The sequence below is a fragment of the Pseudomonas sp. NY8896 genome (assembly GCF_039634505.1).
On record NZ_CP132350.1, the window covers coordinates 5,662,682 to 5,687,174 of the forward strand.

20 protein-coding genes and 2 pseudogenes are annotated in these 24,493 nt (G+C 62.4%); 14 read left to right on the plus strand and 8 right to left on the minus strand.

Features of this window, described 5'->3' with window-relative positions:
- The first annotated feature begins 66 nt into the window (after positions 1-66).
- The 7 genes from gltS to Q9451_RS25590 all read left to right on the plus strand — a co-directional run bounded on the left by gltS (position 67) and on the right by Q9451_RS25590 (position 8,629).
- Entirely contained in the window at positions 67-1,272 is a 1,206-nt protein-coding gene (gene gltS / locus Q9451_RS25560; protein WP_012270689.1) for a sodium/glutamate symporter, read from the plus strand.
- Positions 1,273-1,550: 278 nt separating this feature from the next.
- Positions 1,551-1,934: a glycine cleavage system protein GcvH gene (gene gcvH / locus Q9451_RS25565; RefSeq protein ID WP_012270688.1), complete on the plus strand. Its 384-nt coding sequence runs from the start codon at positions 1,551-1,553 to the stop codon at positions 1,932-1,934.
- Between the two features lie 11 nt (positions 1,935-1,945).
- The gene (gene gcvP / locus Q9451_RS25570) at positions 1,946-4,801 is read left to right on the plus strand and encodes an aminomethyl-transferring glycine dehydrogenase (protein WP_012270687.1); all 2,856 of its coding nucleotides are present in this window, start codon (positions 1,946-1,948) and stop codon (positions 4,799-4,801) included.
- 152 nt (positions 4,802-4,953) lie between these two features.
- Positions 4,954-6,330, plus strand: a complete 1,377-nt coding sequence (locus Q9451_RS25575) for an L-serine ammonia-lyase (RefSeq protein ID WP_012270686.1) — start codon at positions 4,954-4,956, stop codon at positions 6,328-6,330.
- Positions 6,331-6,357: 27 nt separating this feature from the next.
- Positions 6,358-7,479, plus strand: coding sequence for a glycine cleavage system aminomethyltransferase GcvT (gene gcvT / locus Q9451_RS25580; RefSeq protein WP_012270685.1), 1,122 nt, complete (start codon positions 6,358-6,360; stop codon positions 7,477-7,479).
- Positions 7,480-7,837: 358 nt separating this feature from the next.
- Entirely contained in the window at positions 7,838-8,050 is a 213-nt protein-coding gene (locus Q9451_RS25585) for a cold-shock protein (protein WP_012270684.1), read from the plus strand.
- 90 nt (positions 8,051-8,140) lie between these two features.
- Positions 8,141-8,629: an RDD family protein gene (locus Q9451_RS25590; RefSeq protein ID WP_003255094.1), complete on the plus strand. Its 489-nt coding sequence runs from the start codon at positions 8,141-8,143 to the stop codon at positions 8,627-8,629.
- Positions 8,630-8,689: 60 nt separating this feature from the next.
- On the opposite strand, the gene lptG is transcribed toward Q9451_RS25590, so the two are convergent.
- Positions 8,690-9,751 (minus strand): LPS export ABC transporter permease LptG, encoded by a 1,062-nt coding sequence (gene lptG, locus Q9451_RS25595; RefSeq protein ID WP_012270683.1) that lies wholly within the window; start codon positions 9,749-9,751, stop codon positions 8,690-8,692.
- A complete protein-coding gene (gene lptF, locus Q9451_RS25600) occupies positions 9,744-10,859 on the minus strand; it encodes an LPS export ABC transporter permease LptF (protein WP_012270682.1) in 1,116 nt (371 codons plus the stop codon). The genes lptG and lptF overlap by 8 nt, the downstream gene beginning before the upstream one ends.
- Before the next feature lie 301 nt (positions 10,860-11,160).
- Here lptF and Q9451_RS25605 point away from each other — a divergent pair, with 301 nt between their 5' ends.
- The 5 genes from Q9451_RS25605 to rlmF all read left to right on the plus strand — a co-directional run bounded on the left by Q9451_RS25605 (position 11,161) and on the right by rlmF (position 17,626).
- Positions 11,161-12,654 carry a leucyl aminopeptidase gene (locus Q9451_RS25605; RefSeq protein WP_012270681.1) on the plus strand — a complete coding sequence of 498 codons (1,494 nt, stop codon included), beginning with the start codon at positions 11,161-11,163 and terminating at the stop codon, positions 12,652-12,654.
- Positions 12,655-12,702: 48 nt separating this feature from the next.
- On the plus strand, positions 12,703-13,131 hold the full coding sequence (locus tag Q9451_RS25610; RefSeq protein ID WP_012270680.1) for a DNA polymerase III subunit chi: 429 nt from the start codon (positions 12,703-12,705) through the stop codon (positions 13,129-13,131).
- Between the two features lie 5 nt (positions 13,132-13,136).
- The gene (locus Q9451_RS25615; RefSeq protein ID WP_012270679.1) at positions 13,137-13,502 is read left to right on the plus strand and encodes a hypothetical protein; all 366 of its coding nucleotides are present in this window, start codon (positions 13,137-13,139) and stop codon (positions 13,500-13,502) included.
- A gap of 164 nt (positions 13,503-13,666) precedes the next feature.
- Positions 13,667-16,513: a valine--tRNA ligase gene (locus Q9451_RS25620; RefSeq protein ID WP_012270678.1), complete on the plus strand. Its 2,847-nt coding sequence runs from the start codon at positions 13,667-13,669 to the stop codon at positions 16,511-16,513.
- Between the two features lie 162 nt (positions 16,514-16,675).
- Positions 16,676-17,626 carry a 23S rRNA (adenine(1618)-N(6))-methyltransferase RlmF gene (gene rlmF, locus Q9451_RS25625; protein ID WP_012270677.1) on the plus strand — a complete coding sequence of 317 codons (951 nt, stop codon included), beginning with the start codon at positions 16,676-16,678 and terminating at the stop codon, positions 17,624-17,626.
- Between the two features lie 50 nt (positions 17,627-17,676).
- Here the strand turns inward: rlmF and Q9451_RS25630 are convergent, their stop codons facing one another.
- On the minus strand, positions 17,677-17,958 hold the full coding sequence (locus Q9451_RS25630; protein ID WP_003255106.1) for an HU family DNA-binding protein: 282 nt from the start codon (positions 17,956-17,958) through the stop codon (positions 17,677-17,679).
- Between the two features lie 370 nt (positions 17,959-18,328).
- Between Q9451_RS25630 and yejK the strand changes: the two genes are divergently transcribed.
- Positions 18,329-19,336 carry a nucleoid-associated protein YejK gene (gene yejK / locus Q9451_RS25635; RefSeq protein WP_012270676.1) on the plus strand — a complete coding sequence of 336 codons (1,008 nt, stop codon included), beginning with the start codon at positions 18,329-18,331 and terminating at the stop codon, positions 19,334-19,336.
- Here yejK and Q9451_RS25640 read toward each other — a convergent pair.
- The 4 genes and pseudogenes from Q9451_RS25640 to Q9451_RS25655 form a co-directional block, all read right to left on the minus strand.
- The gene (locus Q9451_RS25640; protein ID WP_012270675.1) at positions 19,284-19,625 is read right to left on the minus strand and encodes a GIY-YIG nuclease family protein; all 342 of its coding nucleotides are present in this window, start codon (positions 19,623-19,625) and stop codon (positions 19,284-19,286) included. The genes yejK and Q9451_RS25640 overlap by 53 nt on opposite strands.
- Positions 19,618-20,092 (minus strand): annotated as a pseudogene (locus Q9451_RS25645) (nuclear transport factor 2 family protein). The gene Q9451_RS25640 and the pseudogene Q9451_RS25645 overlap by 8 nt, the downstream one beginning before the upstream one ends.
- Positions 20,093-20,163: 71 nt before the next feature.
- On the minus strand, positions 20,164-21,444 hold the full coding sequence (locus tag Q9451_RS25650; protein WP_012270673.1) for a CynX/NimT family MFS transporter: 1,281 nt from the start codon (positions 21,442-21,444) through the stop codon (positions 20,164-20,166).
- A 13-nt stretch (positions 21,445-21,457) separates the two neighbouring features.
- Positions 21,458-22,108 (minus strand): FadR/GntR family transcriptional regulator, encoded by a 651-nt coding sequence (locus Q9451_RS25655; protein ID WP_012270672.1) that lies wholly within the window; start codon positions 22,106-22,108, stop codon positions 21,458-21,460.
- A gap of 138 nt (positions 22,109-22,246) precedes the next feature.
- Between Q9451_RS25655 and Q9451_RS25660 the strand changes: the two are divergent.
- A pseudogene (locus Q9451_RS25660) lies at positions 22,247-23,410 on the plus strand (alkaline phosphatase family protein); the annotation flags it as partial.
- A gap of 34 nt (positions 23,411-23,444) precedes the next feature.
- Here the strand turns inward: Q9451_RS25660 and hisC are convergent.
- On the minus strand, positions 23,445-24,491 hold the full coding sequence (gene hisC / locus Q9451_RS25665; protein WP_012270670.1) for a histidinol-phosphate transaminase: 1,047 nt from the start codon (positions 24,489-24,491) through the stop codon (positions 23,445-23,447).
- Positions 24,492-24,493: the final 2 nt, after the last annotated feature.

Here is a 24,493-nt window from a genome sequence, read left to right on the forward strand (position 1 = left end):
GGGAGTGCTCGCCGTAGAATGGTGACGTTGTAATTTCGCTTGTCACCCTGAACGAAGAGTACCCTGATGATTGAACTCGATTTTTACGGGACACTTGTAGCCGCCTCTTTAGTATTGCTACTGGGGCGTAGTTTGGTCGCACGAATTGGTTTCCTGCGTACTTACAATATCCCGGAGCCTGTTGCAGGCGGCCTGGTCGTTGCCTTGTCACTCTTGGCCTTGCGCAGTTTCGATGTACACGTCCAGTTTGATACCTCGCTGCAAACGCCGTTGATGTTGGCATTCTTCGCCACCATCGGCTTGAGTGCAGACTTCGCCAGCCTGAAAAAGGGCGGGCGCGTGGTGGCGGTGTTTTTGCTGGTGGTCACAGGCTTGCTGCTGGTTCAGAACGCCATGGGCATCGGCCTGGCAACAGCATTGGGGCTCGATCCGCTGATGGGCTTGCTGACCGGTTCTATCAGTTTGTCGGGGGGCCACGGTACAGGCGCTGCCTGGGGCGCAACCTTCACCGAGAGATTTGGCCTGGCTTCGGCATCCGAACTGGCAATGGCCTCTGCCACCTTCGGCCTGGTGCTGGGCGGCTTGATTGGTGGTCCCGTCGCCAGGATGTTGATCAAGCGCGTCAAGGCACCCGGTATCGAAGAAGAAGTTCCGCAGTTACCAAAGGGTTTCGAACACCCGCATAAAGAGCGCCTGATTACGCCATTTACATTTATCGAGACCCTCGCACTTATTGCCGTCAGCTTGCTGGCCGGCACACTACTTAATAGCGCATTGAAAGGCACAACATTTGAACTACCGACCTTCGTCTGCGTACTCTTCGTGGGGGTAGTGTTGCGCAACGGGCTTTCAGCAATCGGCTTTTACCGTGTATTCGAGCGGGAAGTGTCAGTAATGGGCAACGTGAGTTTGTCCCTGTTCCTGGCCATTGCCTTGATGTCGCTCAAATTGTGGGACCTGGCAGCCCTGGCCTTACCCTTCTTCATCTTGTTGGCCGTGCAGACGTTGGTCATGGCGCTATTCGCGATCTTCGTGACCTTCAGGGTGATGGGGCGCAACTACGATGCGGCAGTCCTGGCCGCAGGGCACTGCGGCTTCGGCTTGGGTGCGACGCCGACGGCCATCGCCAACATGCAGGCGGTGACCCAGCGCTACGGCGCCTCCCAGATTGCCTTTCTGGTGGTGCCGATGGTTGGCGCGTTCTTCATCGACATCATCAATGTCGTCGTGATCAAGTTGTACCTGGCATTGCTCCTCCTTATCGGAGGATGAACCCGGCTCTCAAGGCTGTATCGATTTCAGTACGCCGGATTGAAATCGATACACAACCATTCAGATGCGTCTGCACAAGGGTTTGATCACAAAACCCTTTCTCTCCCCTCGCCAACTGTAGCGTTATCGTTCCACAAAAATGTCAAACACATTGCAGAAACAATATAAGCATATGATTTATAACGCTTTTTTGTGATTGGCCGCGATATTGCTTAGGGAATCGCAACCCAAGAGCGCGGAGCCACCGCGCCCAACGCCCTGCTTCCCGAGGATTCCCCATGAGCGAGTTGCGTTTCACTGAAGATCACGAATGGCTGCGCGTCGAAGCCGATGGCAGCGTCACCGTGGGCATCACCGCCTACGCCCAGAACGCCCTTGGCGATGTGGTTTTCGTGCAACTGCCCGAGTTGCAGCAGTACGAGAAAGGCAGCGAAGCGTCCACCGTTGAATCGGTAAAGGCCGCCAGCGGCGTGTACATGCCGCTGAGCGGCGAAGTGGTCGCGGTCAACGACCAGCTGGAAAACAGCCCAGAGCTGGTCAACGAAGACCCGATGGGCGAAGGCTGGTTCTTCCGCTTCAACCCGGCCGACATGAGCGAAGTCAGCGCACTGCTCGACCAGGACGCCTACGACCGCCTGATCAAAGCCAACGACGACGCTTGAGGAACTGCGCCATGACCATCAACCTCGGCACCGCCAACGAATTCATCGCCCGCCACATCGGCCCGCGCGCCGTTGACGAACAGGCCATGCTCGCCGCCCTGGGCTTCGACTCGCTGGACGCCATGACTGCCGCAGTCATCCCTGACAGCATCAAGGGCACCAGCGTGCTTGGCTCGCACGACGGCCAGAGCGAAGCCGACGCGCTCGCCGCGCTCAAGGCCATCGCCGGCAAGAACCAGCTGTTCAAAAGTTACATCGGCCAGGGCTACTACAACACCCACACTCCGGCGCCGATCCTGCGCAACCTGCTGGAAAACCCAGCCTGGTACACCGCCTACACCCCGTACCAGCCAGAAATTTCCCAGGGCCGCCTGGAAGCGCTGCTGAACTTCCAGACCTTGATCAGCGACCTGACCGGCCTGCCGATCGCCAATGCCTCGCTGCTCGACGAAGCCACTGCCGCCGCAGAGGCCATGACCTTCTGCAAGCGCCTGTCGAAGAACAAGGCCAGCCACACCTTCTTCGCCTCCGTGCACTGCCACCCGCAAACCCTGGACGTGCTGCGCACCCGCGCCGAGCCGCTGGGTATCGAGGTCGTGGTCGGCGACGAGCGCGAGCTGGGCGATGTCAGCGCCTTCTTCGGCGCCCTGCTGCAGTACCCGGCCAGCAACGGTGAAGTGTTCGACTACCGTGAAGTGGTACAGCGCTTCCACGCCGCCAACGCCTTGGTCGCCGTCGCTGCCGACCTGCTGGCGCTGACGCTGCTGACCCCTCCGGGCGAGTTCGACGCCGACGTGGCCATCGGCAGCGCCCAGCGTTTTGGCGTACCCCTGGGCTTCGGTGGCCCGCACGCGGCCTACTTCGCCACCCGCGACGCGTTCAAGCGCGACATGCCGGGCCGCCTGGTCGGCGTATCGATCGACCGCTTCGGCAAAACCGCCCTGCGCCTGGCCATGCAAACCCGCGAGCAGCACATCCGCCGCGAAAAGGCCACCAGCAACATCTGCACCGCACAGGTACTGCTGGCCAACATCGCCAGCATGTTTGCCGTGTACCACGGCCCGGCCGGCCTCAAGCGCATTGCCGAGCGTACCCATGCGCTAACCGCGATCCTGGCCGCCGGCCTGAAGGCCCTGGGCGTACCGGTAGTGGGCACCAGCGCCTTTGACACCCTGACCCTGGCCACCGGCACCGCCACCACCAGCTTGCATGACAAGGCACGCGCCCAGGGCATCAACCTGCGCCAGATCGACGCCGCCCACCTGGGCCTGTCGCTGGACGAAACCAGCAGCCAGGCTGACGTCGAGTCGCTGTGGCAGCTGTTCGCTGGTGACCAGGCACAACCTGACTTCGTCGCCCTGGCCGCCAGCACCGGTTCGCTGCTGCCCACCGCCCTGCTGCGCCAGTCGGCCATCCTCGAACACCCCGTGTTCAACCGCTACCACAGCGAAACCGAGTTGATGCGCTACCTGCGCCGCCTGGCCGACAAGGACCTGGCGCTGGACCGCAGCATGATCCCGCTGGGCTCGTGCACCATGAAGCTGAACGCCGCCAGCGAAATGATCCCGGTCACCTGGGCCGAGTTCGGCAACCTGCACCCGTTCGCCCCGGCCGAGCAGAGCCAAGGCTACCTGCAGATGACCACCGAACTGGAGGCCATGCTGTGTGCCGCCACCGGTTATGACGCAGTATCGCTGCAGCCCAACGCCGGCTCGCAGGGCGAATACGCAGGCCTGTTGGCCATCCGCGCCTATCACCGCAGCCGCGGCGAAAGCCACCGCGACATCTGCCTGATCCCATCGTCGGCCCACGGCACCAACCCGGCCACCGCACACATGGCGGGCATGCGCGTCGTAGTCACCGCTTGTGACGCCCGCGGCAACGTCGATGTCGAGGACCTGCGCGCCAAGGCCATCGAACACCGCGAGCGCCTGGCCGCGATCATGATCACCTACCCGTCGACCCACGGTGTGTTCGAGGAAGCGATCGGCGAAATCTGCGCAATCATTCACGACAACGGTGGCCAGGTGTATATCGACGGCGCCAACATGAACGCCATGGTCGGCCTGTGCGCCCCTGGCAAGTTCGGTGGCGACGTTTCCCACCTGAACCTGCACAAGACCTTCTGCATCCCGCACGGTGGCGGCGGCCCGGGCGTCGGCCCGATTGGCGTCAAGTCGCACCTGGCGCCGTTCCTGCCTGGTCACGCGAAACTGGAAAACACCGAAGGTGCGGTGTGCGCCGCACCGTTCGGCAGCGCCAGCATCCTGCCGATCACCTGGATGTACATCCGCATGATGGGCGGTGCCGGCCTCAAGCGTGCCTCGCAGATGGCGATCCTCAATGCCAACTACATCGCCCGCCGCCTGGAAGAGCACTATCCTGTTCTGTATACCGGCGGTAATGGCCTGGTGGCTCACGAGTGCATCCTCGACCTGCGCCCGCTGAAGGACACCAGCGGCATCAGCGTCGACGACGTGGCCAAGCGCCTGATCGACTTCGGCTTCCATGCCCCGACCATGTCCTTCCCGGTGGCAGGCACGCTGATGATCGAACCGACCGAAAGCGAGTCCAAGGAAGAACTCGACCGTTTCTGCAACGCGATGATCCAGATCCGCGAAGAAATTCGCGCGGTCGAGAACGGTAGCCTGGACAAGGACGACAACCCGCTGAAAAACGCCCCGCACACGGCGGCCGAGCTGGTTGGCGAATGGGCCCATGGCTACAGCCGCGAACAGGCGGTGTACCCGCTGCCGAGCCTGGTGGAAGGCAAATACTGGCCGCCAGTCGGCCGGGTCGACAACGTGTTCGGCGACCGTAACCTGGTATGCGCCTGCCCGTCGATCGAGAGCTATCAGGACGCCTGATAGCTTTCGGGCCCGTTCCCTGAGTTGAGGTGTGGGCCTCTGTGGGAGCGGGTTTACCCGCGAATGCGATGGTGGCTTTACCGCCGCATTCGCGGGTAAACCCGCTCCCACAGGGTTCACCGTCCGTCCTGAAACCCTGGCAGGAGGTCACCATGTCATTGAGTGTCTTCGACCTGTTCAAGATCGGCATCGGCCCCTCCAGTTCACACACAGTCGGCCCGATGCGTGCCGCTGCGCGCTTTGCCGAAGGGCTGCGCCGTGACGGCCTGCTTGCCAGCACCGCCAGCGTCAGGGCCGAGCTGTATGGCTCACTGGGCGCCACCGGCAAGGGCCATGGCAGTGACAAGGCCGTGCTGCTGGGCCTTGAAGGCGAACACCCAGACATTATCGACACCGACAGCATCCCGGCTCGGCTGCAGGCCATCCGCGACAGCGGCCGCATCAACCTGCTGGGCGAGCACAGCATTGCGTTCATCGAAAAGCAGCACCTGGCGATGATCCGCAAGCCGCTGGACTACCACCCCAATGGCATGATCTTCCGCGCGTTCGACGAGGCCGGCCTGCAAATCCGCAGCCGCGAGTACTACTCGGTGGGCGGCGGTTTCGTGGTGGATGAGGACGCCGCCGGCCATGACCGCATCGTCGAGGACAGCACTGTGCTGGCCTACCCCTTCAAGACGGCCAAGGAACTGCTAGGCCATTGCTCTGCAATGCAACTGTCAGTCAGCCAAGTGATGTTGGCCAACGAGGCCGCCTGGCGCCCAGAGGCAGAAACCCGCGCCGGGCTGCTGCGCATCTGGCAGGTGATGCAGGATTGCGTCGAAGCCGGTTGCCAGCACGAAGGTATCTTGCCAGGAGGGCTCAAGGTAAAACGCCGGGCACCAGCCCTGTACCGCCAACTGAGCCGCCACCCGGAGGCCAGCCTGCGTGACGCCCTGTCGGTGCTTGACTGGGTCAATCTCTACGCTTTGGCGGTGAACGAGGAAAACGCCTATGGCGGGCGTGTGGTTACCGCCCCCACCAACGGTGCGGCGGGCATCGTCCCGGCGGTACTGCACTACTACATGCGTTTCGTGCCGGGCGCCAGCGAGGACGGGGTGGTGCGCTTTCTGCTCACCGCTGCGGCCATCGGCATCCTGTACAAGGAAAACGCCTCCATATCCGGCGCCGAAGTGGGCTGCCAGGGAGAAGTCGGCGTCGCCTGTTCGATGGCCGCCGGGGCGTTGTGCGAAGTGATGGGCGGCAGCGTGCAGCAGGTGGAGAACGCCGCCGAAATCGGCATGGAACACAACCTGGGCCTGACCTGCGACCCGATCGGAGGCCTCGTGCAGGTGCCCTGCATCGAACGCAATGCCATGGGTTCGGTGAAAGCCATCAACGCGGTGCGCATGGCCTTGCGCGGGGACGGCCAGCACTTCGTGTCCCTCGACAAGGTCATCCGCACCATGCGCCAGACTGGCGCCGACATGAAAAGCAAATACAAAGAGACCGCCCGAGGCGGCCTGGCCGTCAACATCATCGAATGTTGACCCGACAACAACAGCAAGGAGTCACCGATGTCCGAAACACTGCTCAAGACCCCACTGCATGCCCTGCACCTGGAATTGGGGGCGCGCATGGTGCCGTTCGCCGGCTACGACATGCCAGTGCAGTACCCGCTGGGCGTGCTCAAGGAACACCTGCACACCCGCGAGCAGGCCGGCCTGTTCGATGTCTCGCACATGGGCCAGATCATCCTGCGCGGCGCCGATGCCGCCAAGGCCTTGGAAAGCCTGGTGCCAGTGGACATCATCGACCTGCCGGTGGGCATGCAACGCTATGCCATGTTCACCAATGAACAAGGCGGTATCCTTGACGACCTGATGGTGGCCAACCTGGGCGACGACACCCTGTTCCTGGTGGTGAACGCCGCTTGCAAGGACCAGGACCTGGCCCACCTGCAAACGCACATCGGCGGCCGTTGCGAGGTGCAGCCATTGTTCGAGCAGCGTGCCCTGCTCGCCCTGCAAGGGCCGGCAGCGGTCAAGGTGCTTGAGCGCCTGGCCCCGGAAGTGGCCGGCATGACCTTCATGCAGTTCCGCCCGGTGAAACTGCTGGGTGAAGACTGCTTCGTCAGCCGCTCGGGCTACACCGGCGAAGACGGCTACGAGATTTCGGTACCGGTCCAAGGCGCCGAAGCTTTGGCCCGCCGCCTGCTGGCCGAGCCGGAAGTACAACCTATCGGCCTGGGCGCGCGCGACTCGCTGCGCCTGGAAGCCGGCCTGTGCCTGTATGGCCATGACATGAATACCGAGACCACTCCGATCGAAGCCAGTCTGCTGTGGGCGATTTCCAAAGTGCGCCGTGCCGAGGGTGCGCGTGCTGCAGGGTTCCCTGGCGCCGAGGCAATCTTCGCCCACCAGCGCGAGGGAGTGGCGCGCAAACGTGTCGGGCTGTTGCCACAAGAACGTACCCCAGTACGTGAAGGGGCGGACATTGTCGATGCAAACGATAAACCGGTAGGTAAAGTGTGCAGCGGTGGCTTTGGCCCGACACTCGGCGCCCCTGTTGCAATGGGTTATATCGAGAGTGAACATGCTGCACTCGACACCCCCCTGTTTGCCGTAGTACGCGGCAAGAAGGTTGCCTTGAAAGTCAGCAAAATGCCTTTCGTGGCACAACGTTACTACCGTGGTTGAAACGGTTCTGTGAAGGTTGCGGGCAGGTTCGACATATTCGTTTTCGAACCTTCCCAATAACGTTTGAACATGGCGCCAGGCCAGGCGCCACGCCGTTTCCGACAAAGCGGTCGGTTATCGGCAGACGGTCATTTTTCCATACGACCAAGGGCTTGTTTTTCGCTCGGGAGTTGGCGTAGAGTCACTGCACTGTGTTTGCATGGGTCGCAACAGTTCGTGACCTGGGCCAGTAGCCGAGATTTGCTACAACCCGTTCGACGTCTCTTACTTTCCTGCAACCCAGCCCAGTAATCTTTCGCTTACAAACAAGTGCGAAAGTAACTGTCATCAAAATTCAAGCTTCATAGGAAATAAGACAATGGCTGAGCGTCAGAACGGTACCGTCAAGTGGTTTAACGACGAGAAAGGTTACGGTTTCATCACCCCAGAAAGCGGTGCTGATCTGTTCGTGCACTTCCGTGCTATCGAAGGCAACGGTTTCAAAAGCCTGAAAGAAGGCCAGAAGGTTACCTTCGTAGCCGTCCAGGGCCAGAAAGGCCTGCAGGCTGACCAGGTTCAGGTCGTCGCATAAGCGAATACCAGACACCCAAAAGCCCCTGCCAAGTGCAGGGGCTTTTTTTTGCCCGTAGAATAGCGGCTTCGTCTTCTGGAGCCGTCCTGCATGTCCAAGCCTCTGCTCACACCCCAGGGTGATTTTCCGCCGGTCGGCCTGGGCCGGCGCCTGGCGGCGATGTTCTATGACTTTCTGCTGTGTACGGCACTGCTGATCGTAACCGCTGGTGCCTACAAGATGATCCAGATGTCGATTATCGGCGAGGCGCGTATGCGCGAGCTGACCGAGGCCGGCGCACTGGATGGCGACCCTCTGCTGTCAACGGTGTTGCTGTTCGCCCTGTTCGGCTTCTTTGCCAAGTTCTGGACCCACGGTGGGCAGACCCTGGGCATGCAGGTGTGGGGTGTGCGGGTGCAGAACGCCGATGGCTCGGCCATCAGCCTGTGGCAGGCGCTGTTGCGCTTTGTGGTATCGATCGCCTCATGGCTGTGCCTAGGGCTGGGTTTTTTCTGGGTGCTGATCGACAAGCGCAAGCGCGGTTGGCATGACATCTACTCGGAAAGCCAACTGGTGCGGGTGCCGAAGCAGAAGAAATGACCCAGAACGGGCCTACGAAAAAGCCGACCCTAGGGTCGGCTTTTTATGCAGCTCAGGCCATCAACCCGCTCGGCGCAACAACCACACACCCGCCAGCGCACAGATGCCTGCCGGGATCACCACCGCCAGCAGCGGCGGGAAGCCGAACACCTGGCTCGAAGGCCCCAGCAGGTCCTGGCCGATGCGGAACACGAAGCCCACCAGTACACCGGTGAACACGCGCTGGCCAAGCGTCACCGAACGCAGCGGGCCAAAGATGAACGAGATCGCCATCAGCACCAGTGCCGCCGTCACCATCGGCTGCAGCACCTTGGTCCAGAACGCCAGCCAATAACGGGCGTTGTTCAGGCCCTGGTCGGACAAGTAGTGGATGTAGTCCCACAGCCCGGTGATCGACAGCGACTCCGGCGCCAGAATCACGGTATTGAGCAGTTCTGGCGTGAGCGAAACGTCCCAGCGCTCCTGCGGCGCGTTGACCACTTCGGTGTGGTCGCCACGGAAGTAGGTGGTGCGCACGTCAGCCAGCAGCCAGTGGTCGTCCTGGTACTGCGCGCGGCGGGCGAAGCTCGAGGTGACGATCTTGCGCTCGTTGTCGAAGCGGTAGCGGGTTACACCCAGCAGCAGGCCGTTGGGCTGCACGGCGTTGATGTGCACGTATTCCTCGCCCTGGCGGTGCCACATGCCGCGTTTGGAGCTTTGCGCTTCACCGCCACCCTGGGCCAGGGAACGGTCGGCCTGGGCCTTGTTCTCGGTCACCGGTGCCACGTACTCGCCAATCAGCAGGCCAACCAGCATCAGCACCAGCATCGGCTTCATCACCGCCCAGACGATACGGCCGATGGAAACACCCGCCGCACGCATGATGGTCAGTTCGCTGCTGCTGGCCAGGCTACCCAGGCCGATCAGGCAGCCGATCAATGCCGCCATCGGCAGCATTTCGTACAGCCGCCGTGGTGCGGTAAGCAGGACGAAGTTGCCCGCTTCCATCACCGTGTAGGTGTCACTCAGGTCGCTCATCTCATCGATGAAGGCGAACAGCGAGGCCAGGCCGAGGATGATCCCCAGCACAGCCAGAATGGCCATCAGCACGCTCTGGCCGATGTAGCGGTCGAGCTTAGCCATGGGCCACCTCCGCACGGCGAGCGGCGCGTTTGAGGCGCAGAGGCTCCCAGTACATCAGACCAAGGCCGATCAGCAGGAACAGGCCGTGGACCCACCACATGCCCAGGGCGATCGGCAGTTTGCCCTTCTCGAGGGCGCCGCGTACGGAAATCAGCATTGTCAGGTAGGCCATGTACAGAAGAATTGCTGGCAACAGCTTCAGGAAGCGGCCTTGTCGCGGGTTGACCCGTGACAGCGGCACCGCCAACAAGGTAACGACAAACACCAGGATCGGCAGCGATATCCGCCATTGCAGTTCGGCGCGCTCACGCAGGCCTTTCTTGCCAATCAGCTCGGAGGTAGGGATAGCTTCGCGCTCGGTTACCTCCTCGGCGACTTCCGGTTTGGGCAGCAGCACGCCGTAAGTGTCGTACTTGATAGCACGGTAGTCGGCCTGGCCCGGGTTGCCGTCGTAGCGGTAGCCGTTCTCCAGGACCAGGTAGCGGTTGCCGTCGGCCTGGATCTCCTGGTGGCCTTTCTCGGCGACCAGCACCGACGGGGCACGGTCCTTGGTCTTGTCCTGGTTGAAGCGCTTCTCGGAGATGAACACCCCAGCCAGGTTGATGCGGTCATCCGACAGTTGCTCGGTGTAGGTTACCCGCGAGCCATCACGTAATGTCTGGAAGCGGCCCGGCACCAGGGTGTCGAACTCGGTCAGGGCATCCTGCTGGCTGATGATCTGCTGCACCTGGGCTACGCCCAGCGGTGCCAGGCTCAGGCTCAGCCAGGCCACCAGCAGGGCGACCAGGGCAGCCGGCGCCATGGTCAGGCCCAGCAAGCGCTGCTGGCTCATGCCCGTGGCCGACAGTACGGTCATCTCGCTTTCCAGGTACAGGCGCCCGTAAGCCAGGAGAATGCCGAGGAACAGCCCCAGCGGCAGGATCAGCTGCAGGAAGCCCGGCAGGCGGAAGCCCATGATCAGGAACAGCACACCCGGATCGAGCACGCCTTGGGCAGCCTGGGCCAGGTACTTGATGAAGCGCCCGCTCATGATGATCACCAGCAGCACAGCGCTGACGGCGCTCAAGGTCACCAGGACCTCGCGGGACAGATAACGAAAGACGATCAAACCAGACACTCCTGGGTTGTCAGGGCGGACTGCCATGCAATGGCGCCAAACAATGACTTAGTACATCCAAGACCAATGCCGGTTCGCCAAAGGCGAACCTCCATGTAAAGTGCGCGCATTATCCTGTGATTGGCCGCCCCTGTCACTTGGCCGCGCATGAAGGTGCACAACGGGGTTGTCAGCACGCTTGCCGCAGGCTCAAACTGGCAGCTTTTCTGCTGGTGCGCGACGACGCGGCCAGGCCCGTCCAGAGCGCTGGAACGCACAGCGCCATACGTATCGATCATTCGGGGACCCTGACATGGAACTGGTTGTAAAAAGCGTAGCTGCTGCATCCGTAAAAACCGCCACGCTGGTCATTCCGGTAGGTGAAAATCGCAAGCTCGGCGCTGTTGCCAAGGCAGTCGACCAGGCCAGCGAAGGCGCCATCAGCGCCGTGCTCAAGCGCGGCGACCTGGCCGGCAAGCCGGGGCAGACCTTGCTGCTGCAGAACCTCGCGGGCCTGAAGGCCGAGCGCGTGCTGCTGGTTGGCAGTGGCAAGGAAGAAGCCCTGGGTGATCGCGCCTGGCGCAAACTGGTTGCCAGTGTCGCTGGCGTACTCAAGGGCCTGAACGGCGCTGATGCCGTACTGGCTCTGGACGATATCGCTGTCAGCAACCGCGACGCCCACTACGGCAAGTACCGCCTGCTGGCTGAAACCCTGCTCGACGGCGAGTATGTGTTCGATCGTTTCAAAAGCCAGAAGGCCGAGCCACGCGCCCTGAAAAAGGTCACCCTGCTGGCCGACAAGGCCGGCCAGGCCGAAGTCGAGCGCGCGGTCAAGCACGCCAGCGCCATCGCCACCGGCATGGCCTTCACCCGCGACCTCGGTAACCTGCCGCCCAACCTTTGCCACCCAAGCTTCCTGGCCGAACAGGCCAAGGACCTGGGCAAGGCGCACAAAGGCCTCAAGGTTGAAGTGCTGGACGAGAAAAAGATCAAGGACCTGGGCATGGGCGCTTTCTACGCCGTGGGCCAGGGCAGCGACCAGCCGCCACGCCTGATCGTGCTCAATTATCAGGGCGGCAAGAAGGCCGACAAGCCGTTCGTGCTGGTCGGTAAAGGCATTACCTTCGATACCGGCGGCATCAGCCTCAAGCCAGGCGCCGGCATGGACGAAATGAAATACGACATGTGCGGCGCCGCCAGCGTGTTCGGCACCCTGCGTGCCGTGCTCGAGCTGCAACTGCCGATCAACCTGGTGTGCCTGCTGGCCTGCGCCGAGAACATGCCAAGTGGCGGCGCCACCCGCCCGGGTGACATCGTCACCACCATGAGCGGCCAGACCGTGGAAATTCTCAACACCGACGCCGAAGGCCGCCTGGTGCTGTGCGATACCCTGACCTACGCCGAACGCTTCAAGCCACAGGCGGTGATCGACATCGCCACCCTGACCGGCGCCTGCATCGTTGCCCTGGGCAGCCACACCTCCGGCCTGATGGGCAACAATGACGACCTGGTCGGCCAGTTGCTCGATGCCGGCAAGCGCGCCGACGACCGTGCCTGGCAGCTGCCGCTGTTCGACGAATACCAGGAGCAGTTGGACAGCCCGTTCGCCGACATGGGCAACATCGGCGGGCCGAAGGCCGGTACCATCACCGCTGGCTGCTTCCTGTCGCGCTTCGCCAAGGCCTACAACTGGGCGCACATGGACATCGCCGGCACCGCCTGGGTAAGCGGCGGCAAGGACAAGGGCGCCACTGGCCGCCCGGTCCCCCTGCTGACCCAGTACCTGCTGGACCGCGCTGGCGCCTGACGCCGTGAAGCCGGTGGTGCCCTGCGCCACCGGCCGGCGAGACCAACCATGAGCAAAGTCGACTTCTACATCTTGCCCACCGACTCGCTGTCGGCGCGGCTCGATTTCGCCTGCAAACTGTGCGAAAAAGCCTGGCGCCTCGGCCACCGTGTTTATCTGCACTGCCAGGATACTGAACAGCGCAGCGAGCTGGACCAGCGCTTATGGCGTTTCAAGGGCGAGGCGTTCGTGCCCCACGACCTGGCCGAAGTGCATGCCGATGCTGACGTGGCCCTGGGCCTGGCTGACAACGCAGGCGAGCACCGCGACCTGCTGATCAACCTGGGCGCCAGCGTGCCGGGTTTTGTCGGCCAGTTCGAGCGGGTAGCCGAAATCGTCGTCGAAGAGCCTGGTATCCGCCAATCAGCCCGTGAGCGATTCCGTTTCTACCGTGAACAGGGCTATGCTCTGCAAGACCACCGCTTACAGCGACTTTGACGACGATGGACAAGCCCTCCCCTTTGCCCGACTCCGCCCACCTGCTCGATGACCTTGAGTCGATCCGCCAGCTGCTTGGCGACGCCGACCTGCAACCGCCGCTGCTGACCGAGACGGTAGAGCAGATCCCGTTGCTGCTGGAAGAGCCTGCCGGCAAACCTGCCCCTGTTGCCGAACCGGTAGCTGTAGAACCCGAGGAAGACCCGCAGACCCGCCGCCAGGACACCCTGCTGCACCTGGAAAGCGAGCTGCGGGCGGCTGCGCAGTTGATCATGCAGGACGTGATCAACGACTTTACCCCGCACATCGAGAACGAGATCAAGCGCCGGCTGGATGCGCGGATCGAGCGGTTGATCAAGCGTTCGGAGTGACCTTCGCGACACAAGGCCGCTGCCACAGGAGGAAGGCGTTCATCTGTGGCAGCAGCCTTGTGTCGCGAAAGGGCTGCAAAGCAGCCCCCGGCCTGTCGCCTAAACCCTGTGCCTTCGTTATACTTTTCGGCTTTCCCGAATAAATGCACAGGGTCCCGCCGCGCATGGATAAGACCTACCAGCCGCACGCTATTGAAACTTCCTGGTACAACACCTGGGAGTCCGAGAACTATTTCGCCCCGCAAGGTGCAGGCGAGTCCTACACCATCATGATCCCGCCGCCGAACGTCACCGGCAGCCTGCACATGGGCCACGGGTTCAACAACGCGATCATGGACGCCCTGATCCGTTTCCGTCGCATGCAAGGCCGCGACACCCTGTGGCAGCCAGGCACCGACCACGCCGGTATCGCCACGCAGATGCTGGTCGAGCGCCAGCTCGAAGCCAAAGGCCAGAACCGTCATGACCTGGGCCGCGAAAAGTTCCTGGAAAAGGTCTGGGAGTGGAAGGATCAGTCCGGTGGCAACATCAGCCGCCAGATCCGTCGCCTGGGCTCGTCGGTAGACTGGAGCCGCGAGCGCTTCACCATGGACGACGGCCTCTCCGAAGCCGTTAAAGAAGCGTTCGTGCGCCTGCATGAAGACGGCCTTATCTACCGCGGCAAGCGCCTGGTCAACTGGGACACCAAGCTGCACACGGCCATCTCCGACCTCGAAGTGGAAAACCACGACGAGAAAGGCCACCTGTGGAACCTGCGCTACCCGCTGGCCGACGGCGCCAAGACCGCCGAAGGCCAGGATTACCTGGTCGTTGCCACCACGCGTCCAGAAACCCTGCTGGGTGACGCCGCCGTGGCCGTCAACCCGAACGACGAACGTTACCAGGCACTGATCGGCAAGTTCGTTGAACTGCCACTGGTCGGTCGCCGCATTCCGATCATCGCCGACGACTACTGCGACCCAGAATTCGGTACCGGTTGCGTGAAGATCACCCCGGCCCACGACTTCAACGACTACGAAGTCGGCAAGCGCCACAACCTGCCGCTGCTGAACATCTTCGACAAGAACGCCTTCGTGCTGGCCAGCGCCCAGGCCTTCAACCTCGACGGCAGCGTCAACGAGCAGGTCGACACCCGACTGCCGGCCCAGTACGCCAACCTCGACCGCTTTGTCGCGCGCAAGCAGATCGTCGCCGACCTGGACGCCCAGGGCCTGCTGGTCAGCATCGACGACCACGCGCTGAAAGTGCCGAAAGGCGACCGCTCCGGCACTGTCATCGAGCCGTGGCTGACCGACCAGTGGTACGTTTCCACCAAGCCGCTGGCAGAACCCGCCATCGCCGCTGTGGAAGATGGCCGCATCCAGTTCGTGCCCAAGCAGTACGAGAACATGTACTTCTCCTGGATGCGCGATATCCAGGACTGGTGCATCAGCCGCCAGCTGTGGTGGGGCCACCGCATTCCGGCGTGGTACGACGAGGCCGGCCAGGTCTATGTCGGCCGCGACGAGGCTGAAGTGCGCACCAAGCATAACCTGGGCGCCGACGTGGTCCTGCGCCAGGACGACGACGTGCTCGACACCTGGTTCAGCTCGGGCCTGTGGACCTTCTCCACCCTGGGCTGGCCGGAACAGACCGAATTCCTCAAGAAGTTCCACTCCACCGACGTGTTGGTGACTGGCTTCGACATCATCTTCTTCTGGGTTGCGCGCATGATCATGCTGACCATGCACCTGATCAAGAACGAAGACGGCACCCCGCAGGTACCGTTCAAGACCGTGTACGTGCACGGCCTGGTACGTGACGGCCAGGGCCAGAAGATGTCCAAGTCCAAAGGCAACGTCCTGGACCCGCTGGACATCGTCGACGGCATCACCCTCGATGCCCTGCTGGAAAAACGCACCAGCGGCATGATGCAGCCCAAGCTTGCCGAAAAAATCGCCAAGCAGACCAAGGCCGAGTTCCCTGAAGGTATCGCCAGCTACGGCACCGACGCCCTGCGCTTCACCTTCTGCTCGCTGGCCTCCACTGGCCGCGACATCAAGTTCGACATGGGCCGCGTCGAAGGCTACCGCAACTTCTGCAACAAGATCTGGAACGCTGCCCGCTACGTGCTGGACAAGGGCGAAGACTGCGGTCAGAACGGCGAAGCCTACGAACTGTCGCTGGCCGACCGCTGGATCATCTCGCAACTGCAGCGCACCGAAGCCGAAGTGACCCGCCAGCTGGAGCAGTTCCGCTTCGACCTGGCCAGCCAGGCGTTGTACGAGTTCATCTGGAACCAGTACTGCGACTGGTACCTGGAGCTGTCCAAGCCGGTACTGTGGGACGAAAACGCCCCGGTCGAGCGCGCCCGTGGCACCCGCCGCACCCTGGTGCGCGTGCTGGAAGTAGCGCTGCGCCTGGCGCACCCGTTCATGCCGTTCATCACCGAAGAAATCTGGCAGCGCATCGCGCCGCTGGCTGGCATCGATGGCAAGACCATCATGCTGCAGCCGTGGCCAGTGGCCAATGAAGCGCGCATCGACGCCGCTGCAGAAGGCGACATCGAGTGGCTGAAAGAGCTGATGGTCGGCCTGCGCAACATCCGCGCCGAGATGAACATCGGCCCCGGCAAGCCGCTGCCGCTGTTCCTGAAGAACGCCAACGCCGACGACCAGCGCCGCCTGCAGGAAAACGAAGCGCTGCTGAAGAAGCTGGCCAAGGTCGAGTCGTTCACCGTCCTCGGCGATGCCGACGAAGCGCCGCTGTCGGCCACCGCACTGGTGGGCGATCTGCAGGTGCTGGTGCCGATGGCAGGCCTGATCGACAAAGACGCCGAGTTGGCTCGCCTGAACAAGGAAATCCAGCGTCTGCAAGGTGAAGTCCAGCGCGTGGGCGGCAAGCTGTCCAACGCCGCCTTCGTCGACAAGGCGCCGCCTGCGGTGATCGAGAAGGAGCGCGCCAAGCTGGCCGAGTCCGAGCAGGCCCTGGCCAACTTCACCGAGCAACATGCGCGGATTGCAGCGCTGTAACAATCTGATAGACCGCAGGGGCCGCGTTGCGGCCCTTTCGCGACACAAGGCCGCTCCTACAGGGACGGCGCCGGTTTGAAGGGCGCCGCTATCCTGTAGGAGCGGCCTTGTGTCGCGAAAGGGCTGCAAAGCAGCCCACGGCCTGCAACACCGGATCCGACCATGACAGAAAAACCCACCCTGCACCCGCGCAACCGCCACCAGGGCCGCTACGACTTCCCCAGCCTGATCAAGGCCCACCCTGACCTGGCCCGCTTCACCATCACCAACCCCCACGGCAAACCCAGCATCGACTTCGCCAACCCCGAAGCCGTGCGGGTGTTCAACCGCGCCCTGCTCAAGGCCCAATACGGCATCCAGCACTGGGACATCCCCGCCGACTACCTGTGCCCGCCCATTCCAGGTCGCGCCGACTACATCCACGTGGCCGCCGACCTGTTGGCCGACGACAATGCGGGTGAGGTCCCCAAGGGCGCCCAGGTACGTGCGCTGGACATTGGCGTAGGTGCCAATTGCATCTACCCACTGTTGGGCCACAGTGACTACCGCTGGCGCTTCCTCGGCTCGGACATCGACCCGGTGGCACTGGCCTCGGCCAAGGCCATCGTCCAGGCCAATGGCCTGGGCAAGGCCATCATCCTGCGCCAGCAGGCCAACCGTGCACACATCCTCAGCGGCCTGCTGCAAGAGGGCGAACGCTTCGACCTGACCCTGTGCAACCCGCCCTTCCATGCCTCACGCGACGAAGCCACCCGCGGCAGCCAGCGCAAGTGGAAAAACCTGGGCAAGCAGGACCCCAAGCGCAAACTGCCCGTGCTCAACTTCGGAGGCCAGAACAATGAACTGTGGTGCGAAGGCGGCGAAATCCGCTTTGTCAGCCAACTGGTTGGCGAAAGCGTGCAATATGCCGAGCGGGTGCTGTGGTTCACCAGCCTGGTGTCCAAGGCCAGCAACCTGCCAGGTATCGAGGCGGCACTGAAAAAGGCGGGCGCCAAGGCCGTGCGCATCATCGAGATGGGCCAAGGGCAGAAACAGAGCCGCATGGTCGCCTGGAGCTTCCATGACGCCGCTGCGCGCCTGGCCTGGCACGCCCAGCGTAAATCACAGGCATGAAAAAACCGCGCCCGGGCAAGCCGGGCGCGGTTTCGTCAACGCTTCAACAATTACTTGTTGATGGCGTCGGTCAGCACTTTGGCTGGAACGAACTTGACGACTTTCTTGGCAGCGATTTCGATGGCAGCGCCAGTCGAAGGGTTGCGGCCGGTACGGGCAGGACGCTCGGAGACTTTCAGCTTGCCAATGCCTGGCAGAGTGATTTCAGCGCCGTTTTCCAGTTGGTCGGCAACGATCTGGCCCAGTTGCTCCAGAGCGTTCTTGGCGGTGGCTTTTGGCGCGGCGATCGATTCGGCGATGTCGGCAATCAGTTGGTCTTTGGTCAATGCCATGGTGGTGTTCCTTCCCTATCAAATTCGATGGTTATGCAGCGAACTACGACGTTATCGGGCCAGCCCCTTTTAGTGGAGGGCCGCGCCAATCGCGTATGTAGATACATAAATCGGCGTTTGGTTCGACACGACGAAAGCACGCTGCCAGCAATGCGCCACACGAGGGGCGCAAGACCGCGCAAAACTACCACAGGAATGGATAAATATCCGCTGCACGCTTCGATTTAATGCAGGTTTTTCGGGGGTTTTAGCTTAATTCGTACAAAATTGAACAAAAAACGAACAACCGACATATCTGCCAACATACGGCCACTGCATCACCTTGCGTGTAGGGTAAACTTGGCGACTTTTGCAGCTCGCCGAGAATTCCATGCCAATTCGTCATTGCATCGTTCACCTGATCGACAAAAAGCCCGATGGCAGCCCCGCCGTGCTGCATGCTCGCGACTCAGAACTGGCGGCCTCCGATGCCATCGAAAACCTGCTGGCCGACCTCAATGACAGCTATAACGCCAAGCAAGGCAAGGCCTGGGGGTTTTTCCACGGCGAATCGGGGGCCTACCCGCTGAGCGGCTGGCTCAAACAGTACCTGGATGAGGAAAAGGACTTCACCGCCTTCAGCCGCGTCGCCGTCGAGCACCTGCAGAAGCTGATGGAAGAGTCCAACCTGTCCACCGGCGGGCACATCCTGTTTGCCCACTACCAGCAAGGCATGACCGAGTACCTGGCAATCGCCCTGCTGCACCACAGCGAAGGCGTGGCGGTGAACGCCGAGCTGGACGTCACCCCGTCACGTCACCTCGACCTTGGCCAGTTGCACCTGGCGGCGCGCATCAACCTGTCGGAGTGGAAGAACAACCAGAACTCCAAGCAGTACATTTCGTTCATCAAGGGCAAGAACGGCAAGAAGGTCTCGGATTACTTCCGCGATTTCATCGGCTGCCAGGAAGGCGTTGATGGCCCGGGCGAAACCCGCACCCTGCTAAAGGCCTTCAGCGACTTTGTCGAAAGCGAAGACCTGCCGGAAGAATCCGCCCGCGAAAAGACCCAGACCCTGGTCGAGTACGCCACCACCCAGACCAAGCTGGGCGAACCGGTGACGCTGGAGGAACTGTCCAGCCTGATCGACGAGGACCGGCCCAAAGCGTTCTACGACCATATCCGCAACAAGGACTACGGCCTGTCGCCGGAAATCCCCGCGGACAAACGCACACTGAACCAGTTCCGCCGCTTCACCGGGCGCGCCGAAGGCCTGTCGATCAGCTTCGAGGCGCACTTGCTGGGTGACAAGGTTGAATATGACGAAGCTGCGGGCACCCTGATCATCAAGGGGCTGCCGACGACGTTGGTCGATCAGCTGAAGCGCCGCAAGGACTGATTCCCCCAACGCCTTTGAAGGAGGCCACCAGTGCCTCCTTCGCCGACTTGCGCAGCCGCTTCACCAACCGTTCCTGGCGCAACGCTTCGCCTTTATCCGGCCACTGCTCCACATACACCAGCGCCTGGGCCGGGCTGGTCTTGAAGTAGCGGGCGCCCTGCCCCTTCTGATGTGCCACGAAGCGCCGTTGCGGATCATCGCTGATGCCGCAATACAACGAGCCATTGGCCGCCCGTACCAGGTAGACAAACCAGGGTTTACCAACCACAGGTTCGACGACTTCACTCACCTTGGGCCTGCTGGAAGGCGCGCAAACCCTTGAATGCCTGCAGGCGGACCTTGCTGCAACAGCGGCGACCAACCCAGCAACATGCCGGGCACCCCAAGCGCCTGCCGCGACCAGCGCCACAGGTCGAACGTGTCGTCATGCTGGCAGATCAGCCCATCGCGAATGACAAAGCGCGCCTGGATGTCATTGACCACGACGCGGCCGGTCTGGCTGAATAGGTAGGTTGCCACCCAGTGCACAGCACCCGTGCGCTCATCAGCGCGGACGCTGTCGAACGTCAGGGTGAAGTTTTTGGCGCGGCTGGTGAGCATCCGCCACATATCGCCCGCGTCCTTGCCGCGCAGGGTCCCGAACACCGGGTCGCTGAAAACGATATCGTCGCTGTAGCAGGCCAGCATGGCCTCGGCATCCAGGCGCTGGAAGGCCTGGTAGAAGCGGGTGATCAGGTCGCGGTTGGCGTCGCTCATGGGGGCTGGTCCGTCCTCGGGTCGAAAGCAGCACGATAATCCGCCCCGAAGGCTTATACCAGTGCCGGCACTCAGACCTTCTCGCTTGTCACCTGTACATGCAACGCCCGCCCGGCACCCAGCCCGAACACGATGGCGCCAGTACCCAGCACCGCGAAAATCCACCCCACTGCCGCCCAGCCCCCGGTCATGTCATGCACCAACCCCACCGCAAATGGCCCCATTGACGCCAGGGTGTAACCGACCCCCTGGGCCATGCTCGACAGGTTTGCCGCAACGTGCGCGTCCTTCGAGCGCAGCACGATCAAGGTCAGCGCCAGGGCAAAAGTACCGCCCTGCCCCAGACCAAGCACCACGGCCCAGCCCCACAGCCCGGAGATCGGTGCATACAGGCAACCGAACAACCCCGCCAGGGTGATCAACATGACCACCACGATAGCCAGCCGTTGGTCCTTGCCACGGGTGGCCAACCAAGGTGCTGTGAGCGAGCTGATCAACTGCACGATCACCGAGCCCGACAGCACCAGCCCCGCCTCGGTCGGGCTTAGGCCGCGGCCGATCAGGATCGACGGCAACCAGCCAAAGACGATGTAGGCCAACGACGACTGCAGCCCCATGTACAGGGTCACCTGCCAGGCCAGCGGGTCGCGCCACAGGCCACGCACGCGATAGGCAACCTTGTGCAGGCCATGCCCGTGCCGGGCCTGAGGCAGCCACACCAGCATGGCCAGCAAGGCCGGCAGCCCCCAGAAGCCCAGCCCCAGCGCCCAACTGCCGTCGAAATGCTGGGCCAAGGGTACGGTGGCCCCCGCCGCCATGGCCGCGCCCAGGCACAAAGCCATGGTGTACACACCGGTCAGCGTGCCAGCGTGCTGCGGGAAATCGCGCTTGACGATACCCGGCAGCAACACGCCGATAATGCCGATGCTGGCACCCGCCATCAGGCTACCGAGAAACACCCCGGTGACGCCAAATGTGCTTCGCACCCCGATACCCAGCGCCAGGGTAACCAGAATGCCGACGATCACCCGCTCGCTGCCAAAGCGCCGTGCCAGCGCAGGCGCCAGCGGCGCGAACAGGCCCAGGCACAGCACCGGCAAGGTGGTCAGCAAGCCTGCCTGCGAGGCATTGAGCCCCAGGCCCTCGGAGACCTGGCCCAGCACCGGCGCCATGCTCGACAGCGCCGGGCGCAAGTTCAACGCCACCAGCACCAGGCCCAGCAACAAAAACCAGGGCCGCCTCAGCAGCACGGGCTGCTGCTGCACCTGCTCGTCGTCAGCTTCAGCGTCGATCAGCAGCTCATCGAGCTCGCGCTCCTTTGGCGGGGTATTGCGTGTGATTGATTCAGCCATGGCCTTCTCGGAGTCAGGATTCGATGAGGGTACGGCTCAGGCGCTTGGCCCGCTCCGCGTCGCGTTGCTCGATGGCGTCGAGGATCTGCCCATGCAGGTCGAACGTGGCCTGGCAGCGTGGCACGGTCGCCATGTTGCGCTGCAGCGCGGCAGCCACCACCCCGGAAAAGTAACGATACAGCTCGCTTAACGCCGGGTTGTGGGCGGCATCGACCAGCCGTTGGTGAAACACCAGATCACACGTCACATAGGCATCGACATCCCCGTGAAAGTGCCCGGCACTGCCTGCCAGGGCATCACGTAGCGCCTGCAGGTCGGCGTCGGTACGTCGCAAGGCCGCCAGGCCGATAGCCTCGGTTTCGAGGATATGGCGGGTTTCACGGGCCTGCTCGGGGGTGCAGCGCGACATTGCCTGCACCGCCTGCAGCGGGTCCTGGGCCGTGCGCAGGTAGCTGCCATCACCCTGGCGGATTTCTACCAAGCCACTGAAAGCCAGCACGCGCATGGCCTCACGGACGGTGTTACGGCTGATGCCCAGCTGCAGGGCCAGTTCCGGTTCGGTCGGCAGGCGCTGGCCGACCTGCCAGTCGCCCAAAACGATGCGTTCGCGCATACGTTCAACCGCCAGTTCCACCAAGGAACGCTTGGTCAATTCTGTACTCATGCCACTCAACCAATCATCCGATGAATTTGCGCAGCTTACTGGATAGCGGGCAACGCCGTAAACCACCTGTCATTTCTGCCAGTTGTGGGCATAGGCCTTTGTTGCAACGCTCACAACGTACTCTCAAGGTATACGTTGATGCGACGCGTGAACCTGTTGTTACTGCTGCTCCTGGCCCTGCTGCCGGGCTGCGAGCCGGCCCGGCATCCAAGCCAGCCCAAAGCCTTGTTCATTGGCCTTGGCGGCGTGCAATTGCAGCAGTACCTGCAACTGGGCGACGCCACCAACTTGGCGCAACGGCTTTACTACGGCAAGGCCTACGCCGGTGGCATCAATGGCACGGCCAGCGAACAACCGACCTTGAGCGGTCCCGGCTGGGTCACCTTGCTGACCGGCGTGTGGAGCAACAAACATGGCGTTGACTCAAACGCCGACTCACAGCGGGTAAACCCGGCCTTTCCCAGCCTGTTCAAGCGGTTACGCCAGGCTTTCCCCAACGCTTACCTTGCCAGCATCGTCAACTGGCCCCCCATCAACACCGCATTTCTGCTGGAAGACGCGCACGGCGCCGACGTGCGCGAAAGTGGTTTGACGGATGCACAGGTGACCGAACGTACGTTGCAGATCCTCGGCAATACACCTGCCGACTTCACCTTCATTCAACTGGACGAACCTGACCAAGTCGGCCACAACGAGGGTTACGGCCAGCGCTACCTGCAGGCATTGCGCAAGGTGGACATCGAGATCGGGCATTTACTGGACAAGGTGGACCAGCGGCGCCGCATGTTCCCGCAGGAAGACTGGCTGGTTATCGTCAGCACCGACCACGGCCGGGATTATTGGGGAAAAGGCCACGGCAGCGTTTCAGAGCAGGAGAAGAGCATCTTCATCGCCAGCAGCAAGCCGCTGAATCAGGAACTGACCGAACTGAGCATTCCCGCAGAAATGCCTGGCCCCAACAACCTGTATGGGCTACCTGCGCAAACCTCGGTAGCGCCCACGGTGTTGCGCCACATGGGCCTCAAGCTGCAGCCGGAGTGGCTACTGGACGGCACACCTTTGCTGGGCAACACCGGCGTACGCAAGGTGCGGGCCGATGAGAAGACAGGGCGGCTGCGCTGGAACAGCAACGCCGATGGCTACCTGACGATCATCAAGAACGGGCAAGTGGTTGCCCAGGTAGCAGCCAGCGACGGGCAATGGACTGATCCGGAGGGCATGGGAAAGCAGAACGATTATGTGCTGGTGCTCGATGGTACACCGGCGGCGGTGCGCAACCGGCCGGCGGCCAAGGCGTTCGTCACCCCAGGCCGCCCCGCGAAGGCTGCGGATACAGTCAGCTCAACGCGTCCAGCAGCGCCTGGTTCATCTCCGGTGTACCGATGGTGATACGCAGGAACTGGGCGATGCGTGGCTGTTTGAAGTGACGCACGATCACGCCCTGCTTGCGCAGGCGTGCCGCCAGCTCGCCGGCATCCTGCTTCGGGTGGCGAGCGAAGATGAAGTTGGCCGCTGATGGCAACACCTCGAAGCCCTTGGCCTGCAGCTCGCCAACGAGCACTTCGCGGCTTTCGATCACCTTGCGGCAGGCTTGCTCGAAGTACTCGCGATCCTCGAACGCCACCGCCGCGCCGACGATGGCCGCACGGTCCAACGGGTAGGAGTTGAAGCTGTTCTTGATTCGCTCCAGCGCCTCGATCAGGTCGGGGTGCCCAACCGCCAGGCCAACGCGCAAGCCTGCCAGCGAACGCGACTTCGACAGCGTCTGGGTCACCAACAGATTATCGTAGCGGTCCACCAGGCTGATGGCCGTTTCACCACCGAAATCAATGTAGGCCTCATCCACCACCACCACCGAATCACGGTTGGCCAGCAGCAATTGCTCCACCGCTTGCAGCGGCATCAAGCAGCCGGTCGGCGCGTTGGGGTTGGGGAAGATGATGCCTGCATTGGGCTTGTTGTAATCCTCGATGCGGATCTGGAACTGCTCGTCCAGCGCCACCTGTTCGAAGGCGATACCGTACAGGCCACAGTACACCGGGTAGAAGCTGTAGCTGATATCGGGGAACAGCAGCGGTGCATCGTGCTGGAACAGGCCGTGGAAGATGTGCGCCAGCACCTCGTCCGAGCCGTTGCCGACAAACACTTGCGCCGGTGTCACGCCGTAGTACTCGGCCACCGCTTGTTTGAGGCGATCACCGTTCGGGTCCGGGTACAAGCGCAGGTTGTCGTTCAACTCGCCGCGCATGGCCTCCAGCGCCTTGGGCGACGGGCCATAGGGGTTTTCGTTGGTGTTCAGCTTGACCAGGCGGGCCAGCTTGGGTTGCTCGCCCGGCACGTAAGGCACCAGGTCCTTGACGAAGGGGCTCCAGAATCGACTCATGC

Bases quoted from the DNA above. Each gene is read 5' to 3' on its own strand.
- gltS (WP_012270689.1), top strand. From the start codon at position 67: ATGATTGAACTCGATTTTTACGGGACACTTGTAGCCGCCTCTTTAGTA.
- gcvH (WP_012270688.1), top strand. From the start codon at position 1,551: ATGAGCGAGTTGCGTTTCACTGAAGATCACGAATGGCTGCGCGTCGAA.
- gcvP (WP_012270687.1), top strand. From the start codon at position 1,946: ATGACCATCAACCTCGGCACCGCCAACGAATTCATCGCCCGCCACATC.
- Q9451_RS25575 (WP_012270686.1), top strand. From the start codon at position 4,954: ATGTCATTGAGTGTCTTCGACCTGTTCAAGATCGGCATCGGCCCCTCC.
- gcvT (WP_012270685.1), top strand. From the start codon at position 6,358: ATGTCCGAAACACTGCTCAAGACCCCACTGCATGCCCTGCACCTGGAA.
- Q9451_RS25585 (WP_012270684.1), top strand. From the start codon at position 7,838: ATGGCTGAGCGTCAGAACGGTACCGTCAAGTGGTTTAACGACGAGAAA.
- Q9451_RS25590 (WP_003255094.1), top strand. From the start codon at position 8,141: ATGTCCAAGCCTCTGCTCACACCCCAGGGTGATTTTCCGCCGGTCGGC.
- lptG (WP_012270683.1), bottom strand. From the start codon at position 9,751: ATGGCTAAGCTCGACCGCTACATCGGCCAGAGCGTGCTGATGGCCATT.
- Q9451_RS25605 (WP_012270681.1), top strand. From the start codon at position 11,161: ATGGAACTGGTTGTAAAAAGCGTAGCTGCTGCATCCGTAAAAACCGCC.
- Q9451_RS25610 (WP_012270680.1), top strand. From the start codon at position 12,703: ATGAGCAAAGTCGACTTCTACATCTTGCCCACCGACTCGCTGTCGGCG.
- Q9451_RS25615 (WP_012270679.1), top strand. From the start codon at position 13,137: ATGGACAAGCCCTCCCCTTTGCCCGACTCCGCCCACCTGCTCGATGAC.
- Q9451_RS25620 (WP_012270678.1), top strand. From the start codon at position 13,667: ATGGATAAGACCTACCAGCCGCACGCTATTGAAACTTCCTGGTACAAC.
- rlmF (WP_012270677.1), top strand. From the start codon at position 16,676: ATGACAGAAAAACCCACCCTGCACCCGCGCAACCGCCACCAGGGCCGC.
- Q9451_RS25630 (WP_003255106.1), bottom strand. From the start codon at position 17,958: ATGGCATTGACCAAAGACCAACTGATTGCCGACATCGCCGAATCGATC.
- yejK (WP_012270676.1), top strand. From the start codon at position 18,329: ATGCCAATTCGTCATTGCATCGTTCACCTGATCGACAAAAAGCCCGAT.
- Q9451_RS25650 (WP_012270673.1), bottom strand. From the start codon at position 21,444: ATGGCTGAATCAATCACACGCAATACCCCGCCAAAGGAGCGCGAGCTC.
- Q9451_RS25655 (WP_012270672.1), bottom strand. From the start codon at position 22,108: ATGAGTACAGAATTGACCAAGCGTTCCTTGGTGGAACTGGCGGTTGAA.
- hisC (WP_012270670.1), bottom strand. From the start codon at position 24,491: ATGAGTCGATTCTGGAGCCCCTTCGTCAAGGACCTGGTGCCTTACGTG.